Below are 12624 nucleotides of genomic sequence, written 5' to 3' on the forward strand. Positions count from 1 at the left end.
ACAAGCCTCACAAAACCGCAGCGTGACGGGGGTGGCGAGAATTCAGGCGAGCTTGTACCCGCGATGCAGCGCCACCGCGCCGCCACTGAGATTGCGCCATTTCACCGCCGACCAGCCCGCATCGGCGATGCGCAGCGCCAGCTGCGACTGGGTCGGCCACGCACGGATCGACTCGGCCAGGTAGACGTACGCGTCCGGATTCGAGGAGACCTTCTTCGCCACCCACGGCAGCGCCTTCATCAGGTACTCCATGTAGACGGTCCGGAACGGTCCGAAGGTCGGGGTGGAGAACTCGGCCACCACCAGCCGCCCGCCCGGCTTGGTGACGCGCAGCATCTCGCGCAGCGCCAGATCCGGGTCCGCCACATTGCGCAGACCGTAGGAGATGGTCACCGCGTCGAAGGATTCGTCCGCGAACGGCAGCGCCATGGCATCACCGGCCACCATCGGCACATTGCGGAAACGGCCGGCGGCCAGCATGCCCTGTGAGAAGTCGGCGGCTACGCACCATGCCCCGGACTTGGCCATCTCGACGGTCGAAACACCGGTTCCCGCAGCCAGATCCAGCACGCGCTCACCGGGCCGCAGCGCCAGCGCCTTGCGCGTCTCGTACCGCCAGTAGACGTCCTGGCCCCCGGAAATCAGCGTATTGGTCAGGTCGTACCGCTTCGCGACCCCGTCGAACATCGACGCGACCTCGTGCGGCTGCTTGTCCAGCGAGGCCCGAATCAGTTCCTGCCGCTCTGTTTTCGCCACACCCGCACCCTAGCCCTCGACGCGGGAGCGCGACCATCGTGCCCGGGTGCGGTTGAACGCGGCCAGCCAGGCGGTCGGCGGCGAGCCCAGCAGCCACAGCAGCGGCAGTGCGACACCCCACGTCACCACGATCACCGACAGGATCGGGATGACCGCGACACGAACGTCGCGACCGGCGACACGCACGAGGTCCGGATCGCTGCGATCGTATTCGACATTGATGCGTTCGCCGGCCGTCAGCTTGGTCGGATACAGCACGCCGACCTTCGGATTGTGGGTCACCCCATCGGGTGTCACGAAGATGACCGCCGAGCGCAACCGTCCCGCCGACAGTACTTCCGCGCTGGTCACGCCCTTGTTCGCATTGATCAGCTGGTCGTCGCGCCAGGCCGCCGCGAGCAGCAGCAGCGCCAGCACGCTCACCGCGCACGCGGTGACGACGACCCCGATCCGGGCCCGCCGCAAGCGAATCGCGCGGCGCCGCGTGCTGGTAGCAGACTGGCTAGTTTCCGACACTTCACCAGGCTATTCCACGGCCGGGCTACCCTTGCCGCCATGTCCCGTAAATTCAGCTTCACCGTGCAGTACAGCGTTCCGGTAGAAGATCTTCACCGGGCACTCACCAATGACGAGATGTGGCAGGCGCGGTTCGCGGACGCGGCCACCGCGACCCTGGATCTGTCCCACCCGGACGGGCCCGGAACCATTCGCATTCATATGACCGAAAAGGCTCCCGAGGACAAGATTCCCGCCGTCGTGAAGAAGGTGCTCAAGAGCGAGCTCATGCTCGAGCGCACCGACACCTGGGGCGCGCTGGACGGTGACACCGCCAAGGGCAGCTTCGTCGGCAAGTCCGGCGGCATCACCACCGCCATGGAGGGCACCTTCGAATTGCGGGCCACCGCAGAGGGTTCCGAGATCGAGGCCGCCGGCACCGTTGATGTCAGCGTGCCGGTTGTCGGCGGGCTCATCGAGCCGCTGGTCGAGAACCTGCTGGAGAAGACCATGAACAGCGAGCGCAAGTCCGTCGAGGAATGGTTCGCCGCGCAGAACGCCTGATCAACCTGGGCCCGGGGGTTCGCCCCCGGGCCCGTACCATCGCTACCGCATTGCGCTCGGGTCGAATTCGCGCGGTTCGACCAGCACCAGCCAGTTGCCGGAGTTGTCGCGGATGACGGCCTCCACGCCGTACGGACGCTCCGACGGCGGCTGCACGAACTCCACGCCTTTGGCGGTGAGCTCCTCGAAAGTCTTGTGACAGTCGTCGGTCCGCAGACCCAGCGCGCCGTGCGTGCCCTTGTTCAGGGCCCGGCGAGTGGCCTGCGCGAGTTCGTCGTCCAGCGGCGGACCGGGGACCATGAGCGTCACCTCCAGCTCCCGATGATCGGGATGGGCCACGGTCACCCAGCGGAAACCATTGTCGCCCATGGTCACATCGCTGACCTCCACGAAGCCGAGCTTCTCGGTGTACCACTGCTTGGCGGCATCCTGGTCGAGCACGTACACGGTCACCAGGGAGATGTTCGTAATAGTCGTCATGCTCCGAGGCTATGGAACCGGGGGCCGCGCGGGCTTCTCCGAAATTGCGGTGTTCTCAGTCCGGCAGCTTGCGGTCCGACAGACCGTGCATGAAGACGTAGCAGCCCGGAATGTGCGGCACGCCCTCCACCGCGAACTTGGCCTGATACTCCGACGGCGACATCCCCACCAGTTCGGTGAACTTGCGGCTGAACGAACCGAGACTGCTGTAGCCCACCAGCATGCAGGCTTCCGTGACCGTGATGTTGGTGGCACGCAACAGATCCTGCGCCCGCTCGATGCGCCGCTCGGCCAGATACAGGGCCGGGGTCTTGCCGTACGTCGCGGCGAAACAACGCAGGAAGTGATACTTCGAGACGCCCGCGGCCGCCGCCAGACTGTCCAGGTCCAGCGGCTGCGCGTAGTTCCGGTCGGCCAGATCCCGGGCCCGCCGCAGATGCGGCAGCAGGTCCTCGGGAACCGGCCGGGAGCTCATGAGAAGGGCTGCAGCTCGTCCAAGCGCAGGGACGCGCGGCCCGCGCCCCGCCACAGCTTGGCCGTGAGATCGGTGTCCTCGTCGTCCACCAGATTGCCCATGACGCGAACAGCGGTGCGCTGCAACAACTTCGAACGCATGACCGGCGGGCCGCCGAGCGGCACCGTGCGCGGATGCGTGGCCAGGGCGGCCAGCCGCCGCGCCACCGAGAACGTGCGCCCGTAGCGGGCCCGCAGCATCTCCGGCCAGATCTTCGACAGATCCGGCTCGTCCAGGATGGCGGCGAGCATGTGCCCGCCCTCCAGGCCGTAGTCGATGCCCTCGCCGTTCAGCGGATTCACGCAGCCCGCGGCATCGCCGACCAGCGCCCAGTTGCGTCCGGCCACATTCGACACCGCACCGCCCATGGGCAGCAGCGCCGAGGTCACCGCACGCGCCTCGCCCTCGAAGCCCCACTCCCGGCGGCGCAGCGAAACATAATGCTGCAGAAGTGGTTTCAGCGCGATATGGGAGGGCCGCTGCTCGGTGGCCAGTGAACCCACGCCGATATTGACCTCACCGTTGCCCAGCGGGAACACCCAGCCGTAGCCCGGGATCAGCGTATTGTCCGCGTCGCGCAATTCCAGGTGCGAGGTGATCCACGGATCGTCGCTGCGCTCCGAACGGATGTAGGCGCGCGCCGCCGTCCCGTACGCGTACTGCCGATGCCAGGTGCGCCCCAACAGTTTTCCGACCGGAGACCGCACACCGTCCGCCACGATCAGCGTCTTGCACGACACCGCCCGCAACCCGGCGGCCGTCTTGATGCTCACCCCGGTGACCCGATCGCCGTCCAGCGCGACCTCGACCACCTTGGCCCCGTCCACCATGCGCGCACCCGACTTCACCGCGGTATCGCGCAGCTTGTCGTCGAGTTCCATTCGCGGAACGGCACTTCCGTACGCCGGGAACGACCCGCCCGGCCACGGCAGCAGCGCCTCCCGCCCGAACCCGGCCATCCGCAACCCGTGATTGACCGTGTGCTCACGCACCCAGTCGCCGAGCCCCAGATGCTCCAATTCGGCCGTGGCGCGCGGCGTCAGGCCGTCACCGCAGGTCTTGTCGCGCGGAAAGACGGCCGAATCCGTGAGCAGCACATCGCGCCCCGCCCGCGCGGCCCACGCGGCCGCCGCCGATCCGGCCGGACCTGCCCCAACCACCAACACATCGGCGTGCGCAGGCAGCACATCCGACGTTTGCCCCTGCTCGGGTGCGGCATCCGGTGAACCCATGCGGTCAATACTTGCAGCACATCAGTTTCTGTGCACTCCCGCCTCCCCCGAGCCTGCCGCGCCCGGCCGTTCGATTTCATGTGATGTTCATCCGGTTCGGTAAATGTTCCTTTCATCGCACTACGGTGGTGTCCATAGGGGGTGATCGGCTCACACGCTAGGTTCTTTGGCGTGGGGTCGGACGCGGCACTGGGAGATGAAATGAGCGCATCGGCTGTGAGCGATGAGAGCACGGTGGTGGCGGGGGTGGATCTCGGCGATCCCGAGCTCGCGGCGACGGTGAAGAAGGGTCTCGAAGAAGTCGAGGATCTGCTGATCACAGAGCTGTCCGACGGCGAGGACTTCCTGCAGGAGGCGGCGCTGCACCTGGCCAAGGCCGGCGGCAAGCGCTTCCGGCCGCTGTTCACCATCCTCACCGGCCAGCTGGGCCCGAACCCCACCAGCCCGGACCTGATCACGGCGGGCACCGTGGTCGAACTCGTGCACCTGGCCACGCTGTACCACGACGACGTCATGGACGAGGCCCCGCTGCGCCGCGGCGCGCCCAGCGTCAACTCGCGCTGGGGCAACAGCGTCGCCATCCTGGCCGGCGACTACCTGTTCGCGCACGCCTCCCGCCTGGTCTCCACCCTCGGCCCGGACGCCGTGCGCATCATCGCCGAAACCTTCGCCGAACTGGTCACCGGCCAGATGCGGGAGACCATCGGCGCCAAGCAGACCCAGGACCCGGTCGAGCACTACCTGCGCGTGGTGTGGGAGAAGACCGGCTCGCTCATCGCGGCCTCCGGACGCTTCGGCGGCACCTTCTCCGGCGCGAGCCTGGATCACGTGGAGCGCCTGGCCCGCCTCGGCGACGCCGTCGGCACCGCCTTCCAGATCTCCGACGACATCATCGACATCTCCTCGGTCTCCGAGCAGTCCGGCAAGACGCCCGGCACCGACCTGCGCGAGGGCGTACACACCCTGCCCGTCCTCTACGCGCTGCGCGAAGAGGGCGCCGAGGGCGACCGCCTGCGCAAACTGCTGGCCCACCCGCTGGAATCCGACGAAGAGGTCGAAGAGGCCCTCGACCTGCTCTCCCGCTCCCGCGGCATGGTCCTGGCCAAGGAGAAGCTCCAGGGCTACGCCGACATCGCCCACGCCGAACTCTCCGCCCTGCCCTCCGGCCCGGCCAACGAGGCCCTGGAGCGCCTGGTCCGCTACACGATCGAACGAGTCGGATAAAAGGGAACTTTCGCTCTCGCCTCTATCGTTGACACCCTGGGACGTGATCGCAGGGCGGTGCCCGACGAGACAAGTGATCTCGTGCGGGCCGGGTAACTCGCCGGGGACGTCCGGAATTTGGGACGTGCTCGACCGCACCACGCGAATGGGACTGGTAGCGGCTCTCAGCCCGGCGCTGAAGTCGCGGAGAGGCGGGCTGAGACCGATGCACTCGCACGGCTATGCGAACGGGTTGAAGACATTCGGCTTGCTGGTCGGGATGTCGGCGCTGATCGTCTTCGCCGGAGCGATGTTCCGCAATCCGACGATCCTGGTGCTGTCCATCCTGCTGGCCGTGGGCATGAACGCCTACGCGTACTTCAACAGCGACAAGCTGGCATTGAAGGCCATGCACGCCCAGCCGGTGACCGAACTCGAGGCGCCGGTCATGTACCGCATCGTGCGTGAGCTGGCCACCGCGGCACGGCAACCCATGCCGCGGCTCTACATCAGCCCCACCAACGCCCCCAACGCCTTCGCCACCGGCCGCAATCCGCGGCATGCGGCGGTCTGCTGCACCACCGGCATCCTGCAGATTCTCGACGAGCGCGAACTGCGCGCGGTGCTGGGCCACGAGCTGTCGCACGTCTACAACCGCGACATCCTCATCTCCTCGGTCGCGGGAGCGCTCGCCTCGGTCATCTCCGGCCTGGCGAACCTGGCCTTCTTCGCGAGCATGTTCGGCGGCAACCGCAATGGCGAAGGCCCGAATGTCATTGGCGTGCTTCTGATTACGCTGCTCGGCCCGATCGCCGCGGCACTCGTCAAACTGGCCGTCTCGCGCTCCCGCGAGTATCAGGCCGACCAGGACGGCGCCGAGCTCACCGGCGACCCCCTCGCTCTCGCCTCGGCCCTGCGCAAACTCGAACGCGGCGTCCAGGCCGCCCCCCTGCCGCCCGAACCCCAGCTCACCGCCCAGTCCCACCTGATGATCGCCAACCCCTTCCGGGCCGGCGACAAGATGGCGCGCTGGTTCTCCACCCACCCGCCCATGGCCGAGCGCATCGAACGCCTCGAAGCCATGGCGGGCTACGGAAGCGGGGGCCGGGAAGTCTAGCGACGCAGCCGGATCGGGCCGGGCGGCTCAGCGGTACAGCCGGATCGGCTCAGCGGCGCAGCCTATGGGGTCCGGGGGCTTGGCCCCCGCCCCCTCCACCGCTGCTAGCGGTAGTTGACGAACTGCAGCGCGATGTCGAAGTCGCTGCCCTTGAGCAGCGAGATCACGGCCTGGAGGTCGTCGCGGCTCTTGGACGAGACGCGCAACTCCTCGCCCTGAATCTGCGCCTTCACGCTCTTGGGCCCCTCGTCCCGGATCTTCTTGGCGATCTTCTTCGCATTCTCGGTGGTGATGCCCTGCACCAGCGTTCCTGTGATCTTGTACACCTTGCCGGAGGCTTGCGGATCACCCGCGTCGAACGCCTTGAGCGAGATGTCGCGGCGAATCAGCTTCTCCTTGAACACATCCAGCGCCGCCTTCACCCGGTCCTCCGAGTCGGCGGTGAGGACGATCTTCTCCTCGCCCGACCATTCGATGCCCGCACCGGTATTGCGGAAGTCGTACCGCTGACTCAGCTCCTTCGCGGCCTGATTGAGCGCGTTGTCGACCTCCTGACGGTCGATCTTGCTCACCACATCGAACGACGAATCCGCCACGCCTGTGCTCCTGTCCAAGATCCGGCTGGATCTTTCCGAAGATCGGTTTCCGACCGCCGACGGTAGCCCGTCCGGCACGGCCATATCCAGCCGGTTTGCATTACGGGCGGGGGTTGGATGTATTCTCTTCACCGCGCCGCAAGGCGTGTCCGGCAGATTGCCCGAGCGGCCAATGGGAGCGGACTGTAAATCCGTCGGCGAAAGCCTACGTAGGTTCGAATCCTACATCTGCCACACCGAAACCCCTCGGACCACAGCGGTCCGGGGGGTTTCGTGCATCTCGGTTCGAGTCGGTGATCCACCGGGTTCCGGGGGAGCGCGCGCACCGGATCGACGGTCCCCGCAGGCGAGCCTCCGAACCCGACCGGTCGCTCGTTGATCTGGCCCAAAAACTGGCTCTGAACAGCCGGTTTGGAGATGCTCCGAAGTGTTGTGTAATCTCGTTCAAGTCTTCAGCGCCCCGCCTGAACGGTGGAGCCAAGCAGACATGCCCCCTTAGCTCAGTCGGCAGAGCGTTTCCATGGTAAGGAAAAGGTCAACGGTTCGATTCCGTTAGGGGGCTCGCCGGATTGCCGGTGGTGACCGACTCGGCATCCCAAGAAAGATTGACCGGGCCGTCGCTATCGTCAATACCGCGTGTATGGCGGTGTAGCTCAGTCGGTAGAGCAAACGACTCATAATCGTTGTGTCGCCGGTTCAAGTCCGGCCATCGCTACCCAACTTAACCAGTAGGTTGACCGGAAAGAAGGCAAATCGTGGCCGCGAAGTCCACTGATATCCGGCCAAAGATCACCTTGGCCTGCGAGCAGTGCAAGCACCGCAACTACATCACCAAGAAGAACCGGCGTAACGACCCGGACCGCCTGGAGCTGAAGAAGTTCTGCCCCAACTGCGGTACCCACCGGGCGCACCGGGAATCTCGCTAACTCAACCCCGCGCGATCTACCGCGTGGAAGAAGTGCCGGAACGGCCGGCCGCTTCGTCCCCCACACAAAGGGACAGTGGCCCCCGGTCCGGCACTTGGTGTATATAGCGGTAATTAGCGCTCCGCCGACCCCGGGCTCGGGGTCAGATAGGGATGTCCTGCCGTGACTATCAACACCGAGGTCGACGAAATGGCCGAATTGGGCGAGGTTTTCGATCCCGCCGCACATGCCGCTGCCATGGTCGGTCATCACTACCGCGTCGACGACTACTACGAGGTCGGCCGCGAGAAGGTCCGTGAATACGCCCGGGCCGTGCAGGACTACCACCCCGTGCACTGGGACGAGGACGTCGCCCAGGAGTACGGCTACGACGGCCTCGTCGCGCCGCTCACCTTCATCTCGCTGGTCGGAATCCTGGCCCAGCGCACGCTGTTCGAGCAGATCGTCACGGGTTACGACCTGAGCCAGATCATGCAGACCGATCAGATCCTGGAGTTCCACCGGCCCATCAAGGCCGGCGACCAGCTCTCCTGCATCGTGTACCTGCACTCGTTCCGCCAGGCCTTCGGCGGCGACATCATCGTCACCAAGAACGACGTGGTCGCGCAGAACGATGAGCTCGTGCTCACCACCTACACCACCCTCATCGGCCGCAGCGGCGGTGACATCGACCCCAATATCGGTGACGCCGTGCGCAATGTGCTCATGCACGGCATCGGCCCGGACGAGCGCCCCGAGCACCACCCGCGCACCGACGGCGCCGCCGTCGAGTCGCCGGCCCTCGCAACGGTTCCCGTCCCGGTGCAGGCCACCGCGGGCGCCATCGTGGCGAGCAAGCACGCCATCCGCTTCGAGGACGTGACCGTCGGCGCCGAATTGCCTTCGCGCGTGGTGCGTCTCACCCGCGGCGATCTGGTGAACTACGCCGGCGTCTCCGGCGACGCCAATCCGATCCACTGGAGCGACGATGTCGTGAAACTGGTCGGCCTGGAAAACGTTGTGGCACACGGCATGCTGACCATGGGCCTGGGCGGCGGCTTCGTCACCTCCTGGCTCGGCGACCCGGGTGCGGTCAAGGAGTACAACGTCCGCTTCACCAGCCCGGTCTACGTGCCGGTGGACCGGCCCGCGGAGATCGAATACACCGGCAAGGTGAAGTCCGTGGACCCGGAAACCCGCACCGCCGTGGTGGCCATCGTGGCGAAATCGGAGGGCCGCAAGATCTTCGGCCGCGCCACCGCGACGGTGCAGTTGGCCTGACCCTGGACGGGTGACCCCGATTGGCGATTGCTGCGTTGGGTAACGTACACTCGGAAATCTGGGGTCACCAGCCGATGCGCGCTGCTCCGAGGAGCGGCGCGTAAGTTTGTGAGGGCCCCGAAAGCAAAACCCGTAGTACAACTGAATAGAACCGTGGCTGGGCATACGACACCAGAGTCCAGCCGAAGGGGCGTAGCTCAACTGGCAGAGCAGCGGTCTCCAAAACCGCAGGTTGCAGGTTCAAGTCCTGTCGCCCCTGCCCTGAGTGCCAGCGACGAGAGAGGATCGACGTGAGCGACGAGCGGGATACTCGCCACGAAGATGGCGAAGACACCGCTGCGGCACGTCCGAGCGGTAAGCGTTCCGCCCGGCGTGGTCGCGCAGCGTCCTCGTCCTCGGCGGCGGTCATCGACCGTCCCTCGACGCAGGTCAAGGCAACCAAGCAGTCCGGCAAGGCCGGTCGTAGCGGTACGGGCAATCCGTTCAAGCGCCTGGTGAAGTTCCTCAAGGAAGTCATTTCCGAGCTTCGCAAGGTGATCTGGCCCAACCGCAAGCAGATGGTCACCTATACGAGCGTTGTTCTGGTGTTCGTGATCTTCATGGTCGCGTTCATCAGCGGGTTGGATCTGGCGTTCATCAAAGGTGTCAACTGGCTCTTCGGCTAGCTGACGGTCGGCGCCGGTAACCCGGTCCCCGAGCAGAGGCGGGGAGCGGGACCATCCGCCGGGGCTTCATGCCCTCGGCGCGCAGAGGATTACGTGACGACAAGGAAGCGAGTGCCCCAGTGAGCACCCCGGAGAACGGCACAACCGACGAATTCCAGGTCGACGACGTGGTGGACGACGAAACCATCACCGGCGCCGAGGAATCCGACGACTTCGCGGACGCGGAGCCGGTCGCCGATCTCTCCGCACCTGTCGACGCCGAGCCGGCCGATCCGGTCGCCGAGATGAAGGCCGCGCTGCGTCGCGCGCCCGGTGACTGGTACGTCATCCACTCCTACGCCGGGTACGAGAACAAGGTGAAAGCCAATCTCGAGACCCGCGTGCAGAACCTCGGTCTCGAGGACTACATCTTCCAGGTCGAGGTGCCGACCGAAGAGGTCACCGAGATCAAGAACGGCCAGAAGAAGAACGTCAACCGCAAGGTGCTGCCGGGTTACATCCTGGTCCGCATGGAGCTGAACGACGAGTCGTGGGGCGCGGTGCGCAACACGCCGGGCGTCACCGGCTTCGTCGGCGCTACTTCTCGCCCCTCGCCGCTGTCCATCGACGACGTGGTCAAGTTCCTGGTGCCGGCCTCGCAGCAGAAGAAGGCCGCCGCTCCGGCCGCCGCCGCTGCCGCGACCTCCGGTGCTTCGGGCGAATCCGTCGCCGCCAAGCCGATCATCGAGGTCGACTTCGAGGTCGGCGAGTCGGTCACCGTCATGGACGGTCCGTTCGCGACGCTGCCCGCCTCCATCTCCGAGGTCAATGCCGAGCAGCAGAAGCTCAAGGTGCTGGTCTCCATCTTCGGCCGCGAGACCCCGGTCGAGCTGGCGTTCACGCAGGTTGCGAAGATCTAAGACTTCCGGGTTCGTCCCGGAGCAGGCTTACGGGAATCCGTAAGGAACCTAAACCGCAAGGAAGAAAGATGCCCCCCAAGAAGAAGAAGGTCGCTGGGCTCATCAAGCTCCAGATCCAGGCCGGCCAGGCCAACCCGGCTCCGCCGGTGGGTCCGGCGCTGGGTCAGCACGGCGTCAACATCATGGAGTTCTGCAAGGCGTACAACGCGGCGACCGAGTCGCAGCGTGGCAACGTCATCCCGGTCGAGATCACGGTCTACGAAGACCGCTCGTTCGACTTCAAGCTGAAGACGCCGCCCGCCGCGCGTCTGCTGCTGAAGGCCGCCGGTGTGCAGAAGGGCTCCGCCGAGCCGCACCGCACCAAGGTCGCCCAGGTCACCATGGATCAGATCCGCGAGATCGCCAAGACCAAGCAGGAAGACCTCAACGCCAACGACATCGACGCCGCGGCGAAGATCATCGCTGGTACCGCCCGCTCGATGGGTATCACCATCGCGGAGTAAGAGCCTCTCGGCTCATGTGGGAGGGACGGCCAGTCCCGCACCACGTCTGACTACTTAAGGACAGAGAATCATGGCAAAACGAAGCAAGGCTTATCTCGAGGCGGCCGCCAAGGTCGACCGCGCTGCGCTGTACGCCCCGCTGGCCGCCGCGCGGCTGGCGAAGGAGACCGCCACCACCAAGACCGACGCGACCGTCGAGGTTGCCGTCCGTCTGGGTGTCGATCCCCGCAAGGCCGACCAGATGGTCCGCGGCACCGTCAACCTGCCGCACGGCACCGGTAAGACCGCCCGCGTCATCGTGTTCGCGGTCGGCGACAAGGCCGCCGAGGCCGAGGCCGCCGGTGCGGACGCCGTCGGCGCCGAGGACCTGATCGAGCGCATCCAGGGCGGCTGGCTGGACTTCGACGCCGCCATCGCCACCCCGGATCAGATGGCCAAGGTCGGTCGTATCGCTCGCGTGCTGGGCCCGCGTGGCCTGATGCCGAACCCGAAGACCGGCACCGTCACCCCCGATGTGACCAAGGCTGTCAACGACATCAAGGGCGGCAAGATCAACTTCCGCGTCGACAAGCAGGCCAACCTGCACTTCGTGATCGGCAAGGCTTCCTTCGACGAGAAGAAGCTGGCCGAGAACTACGGCGCCGCGCTCGACGAGATCCTGCGTGTCAAGCCCTCCACCGCGAAGGGCCGCTACGTCAAGAAGGTGACGTTCTCGACCAACACCGGACCGGGCATCCCGGTGGACCCGAACCGCACCCGCAACTTCGCCGAAGAGGACTGACGCGAAGTCGCAGTAGCGACGCAAGACAATCAAGGGCCGGCACGCGAAACGCGTGCCGGCCCTTGGCTTTTCGATAGGGGCGTGCTCAGAGGTCGCGCAACCCGCAGATCGCATCACCGGTGCTCATGGTGCACAGGGATCGGATCAGGTTACCCACGATCGGGTTGACGATGGCGGCCGATCCGGCGTACAGCAATCCGGATCCGGCGTCGATCGCCGTGGATCCGGTTTCGGGATTCGACGGGTCAGGCGCCGCACCCGCGGGCGCGGCGGCCAGTCCGGTGAGGGCTGCCGCGGCGAGAGCGCTGAGAAGTACTCGCTTCATGGAGGATCTCCGGGTTCAGTTCTTGGAGCTGCCGCTGTTGAGGGCTACGCAGAGGGGGCGGGTGTCGGGTTCGCTGCCGCCGTAGATTCCGCAGAGCAGCAGGTAGATGATGGAGCGGGGCATGAGCAGGAGCTCGGCGGAGCCGGAGCTCGAACCCGAGCTGGATCCGGAATCGGCTACCGGCTGGGCGGCGGGGGCGGCCTGGGCGGCGGGGGAGAGGGCGACTCCGGTGAGGGCGGCGGAGATCGTCACCGCGGCAAGGGTTTTGGTGAAACGGGAACTCAAGGGGTTACCTCCGAACAATGGTG

Annotated in this window: 17 protein-coding genes and 4 tRNA genes; 13 read left to right on the forward strand and 8 right to left on the reverse strand. The window is 66.1% G+C overall.

The window, feature by feature from the left end; translation table 11 throughout:
* Positions 1–42: 42 nt before the first annotated feature.
* Together H0264_RS08680 and H0264_RS08685 are read right to left on the reverse strand one after the other, a co-directional pair.
* On the reverse strand, positions 43–756 hold the full coding sequence (locus H0264_RS08680; protein WP_181583490.1) for a demethylmenaquinone methyltransferase: 714 nt from the start codon (positions 754–756) through the stop codon (positions 43–45).
* 9 nt (positions 757–765) lie between these two features.
* On the reverse strand, positions 766–1272 hold the full coding sequence (locus tag H0264_RS08685; protein ID WP_231083480.1) for a DUF3592 domain-containing protein: 507 nt from the start codon (positions 1270–1272) through the stop codon (positions 766–768).
* A 39-nt stretch (positions 1273–1311) separates the two neighbouring features.
* Between H0264_RS08685 and H0264_RS08690 the strand changes: the two genes are divergently transcribed.
* Positions 1312–1815 (forward strand): DUF2505 domain-containing protein, encoded by a 504-nt coding sequence (locus tag H0264_RS08690; RefSeq protein ID WP_181583491.1) that lies wholly within the window; start codon positions 1312–1314, stop codon positions 1813–1815.
* Positions 1816–1857: 42 nt separating this feature from the next.
* Here H0264_RS08690 and H0264_RS08695 read toward each other — a convergent pair whose 3' ends face one another.
* From H0264_RS08695 to H0264_RS08705, 3 genes are read right to left on the reverse strand one after another with little or no spacing between them, the layout of a single operon-like run.
* Positions 1858–2295: a VOC family protein gene (locus H0264_RS08695; RefSeq protein ID WP_181583492.1), complete on the reverse strand. Its 438-nt coding sequence runs from the start codon at positions 2293–2295 to the stop codon at positions 1858–1860.
* 55 nt (positions 2296–2350) lie between these two features.
* On the reverse strand, positions 2351–2770 hold the full coding sequence (locus tag H0264_RS08700) for a helix-turn-helix transcriptional regulator (RefSeq protein ID WP_181583493.1): 420 nt from the start codon (positions 2768–2770) through the stop codon (positions 2351–2353).
* Positions 2767–4041 (reverse strand): geranylgeranyl reductase family protein, encoded by a 1275-nt coding sequence (locus tag H0264_RS08705; RefSeq protein WP_181583494.1) that lies wholly within the window; start codon positions 4039–4041, stop codon positions 2767–2769. Before H0264_RS08705 ends, H0264_RS08700 begins: the two co-directional genes overlap by 4 nt.
* 201 nt (positions 4042–4242) lie before the next feature.
* On the opposite strand from H0264_RS08705, the gene H0264_RS08710 reads away from it, so the two are divergent.
* Complete coding sequence (locus tag H0264_RS08710; protein ID WP_276313951.1) at positions 4243–5265, forward strand: polyprenyl synthetase family protein; 1023 nt, start codon at positions 4243–4245, stop codon at positions 5263–5265.
* A 205-nt stretch (positions 5266–5470) separates the two neighbouring features.
* A complete protein-coding gene (gene htpX, locus H0264_RS08715) occupies positions 5471–6361 on the forward strand; it encodes a zinc metalloprotease HtpX (RefSeq protein ID WP_181583495.1) in 891 nt (296 codons plus the stop codon).
* A gap of 104 nt (positions 6362–6465) precedes the next feature.
* Here the strand turns inward: htpX and H0264_RS08720 are convergent, their stop codons facing one another.
* A complete protein-coding gene (locus tag H0264_RS08720) occupies positions 6466–6957 on the reverse strand; it encodes a YajQ family cyclic di-GMP-binding protein (protein WP_181583496.1) in 492 nt (163 codons plus the stop codon).
* A gap of 151 nt (positions 6958–7108) precedes the next feature.
* Here H0264_RS08720 and H0264_RS08725 point away from each other — a divergent pair.
* The 10 genes from H0264_RS08725 (at position 7109) to rplA (ending at position 11991) form a co-directional block, all read left to right on the forward strand.
* Positions 7109–7191: transfer RNA gene (locus H0264_RS08725), tRNA-Tyr, on the forward strand.
* 255 nt (positions 7192–7446) lie between these two features.
* A tRNA-Thr gene (locus H0264_RS08730) sits at positions 7447–7519 on the forward strand.
* Between the two features lie 80 nt (positions 7520–7599).
* Positions 7600–7672 (forward strand) — tRNA-Met (locus H0264_RS08735).
* Positions 7673–7712: 40 nt separating this feature from the next.
* Positions 7713–7883, forward strand: a complete 171-nt coding sequence (gene rpmG, locus H0264_RS08740; RefSeq protein WP_029925945.1) for a 50S ribosomal protein L33 — start codon at positions 7713–7715, stop codon at positions 7881–7883.
* A 189-nt stretch (positions 7884–8072) separates the two neighbouring features.
* A complete protein-coding gene (locus H0264_RS08745; protein WP_181585384.1) occupies positions 8073–9143 on the forward strand; it encodes a fused (3R)-hydroxyacyl-ACP dehydratase subunits HadA/HadB in 1071 nt (356 codons plus the stop codon).
* A 186-nt stretch (positions 9144–9329) separates the two neighbouring features.
* A tRNA-Trp gene (locus tag H0264_RS08750) sits at positions 9330–9402 on the forward strand.
* Positions 9403–9433: 31 nt separating this feature from the next.
* The gene (gene secE / locus H0264_RS08755; RefSeq protein ID WP_181583497.1) at positions 9434–9808 is read left to right on the forward strand and encodes a preprotein translocase subunit SecE; all 375 of its coding nucleotides are present in this window, start codon (positions 9434–9436) and stop codon (positions 9806–9808) included.
* A gap of 119 nt (positions 9809–9927) precedes the next feature.
* The gene (gene nusG, locus H0264_RS08760; RefSeq protein WP_181583498.1) at positions 9928–10707 is read left to right on the forward strand and encodes a transcription termination/antitermination protein NusG; all 780 of its coding nucleotides are present in this window, start codon (positions 9928–9930) and stop codon (positions 10705–10707) included.
* Positions 10708–10775: 68 nt separating this feature from the next.
* Positions 10776–11210, forward strand: coding sequence for a 50S ribosomal protein L11 (gene rplK, locus H0264_RS08765; protein WP_040862031.1), 435 nt, complete (start codon positions 10776–10778; stop codon positions 11208–11210).
* Positions 11211–11280: 70 nt separating this feature from the next.
* Positions 11281–11991 (forward strand): 50S ribosomal protein L1, encoded by a 711-nt coding sequence (gene rplA, locus H0264_RS08770; protein ID WP_040862030.1) that lies wholly within the window; start codon positions 11281–11283, stop codon positions 11989–11991.
* An 85-nt stretch (positions 11992–12076) separates the two neighbouring features.
* Here the strand turns inward: rplA and H0264_RS08775 are convergent, their stop codons facing one another.
* Positions 12077–12316, reverse strand: coding sequence for a hypothetical protein (locus tag H0264_RS08775; protein WP_181583499.1), 240 nt, complete (start codon positions 12314–12316; stop codon positions 12077–12079).
* A gap of 15 nt (positions 12317–12331) precedes the next feature.
* Positions 12332–12601 (reverse strand): hypothetical protein, encoded by a 270-nt coding sequence (locus H0264_RS08780; RefSeq protein WP_181583500.1) that lies wholly within the window; start codon positions 12599–12601, stop codon positions 12332–12334.
* Positions 12602–12624 lie beyond the last annotated feature (23 nt).

Origin of the sequence: Nocardia huaxiensis, from assembly GCF_013744875.1 — a bacterium.
Classification (GTDB): Bacteria; Actinomycetota; Actinomycetes; order Mycobacteriales; family Mycobacteriaceae; genus Nocardia; species Nocardia huaxiensis.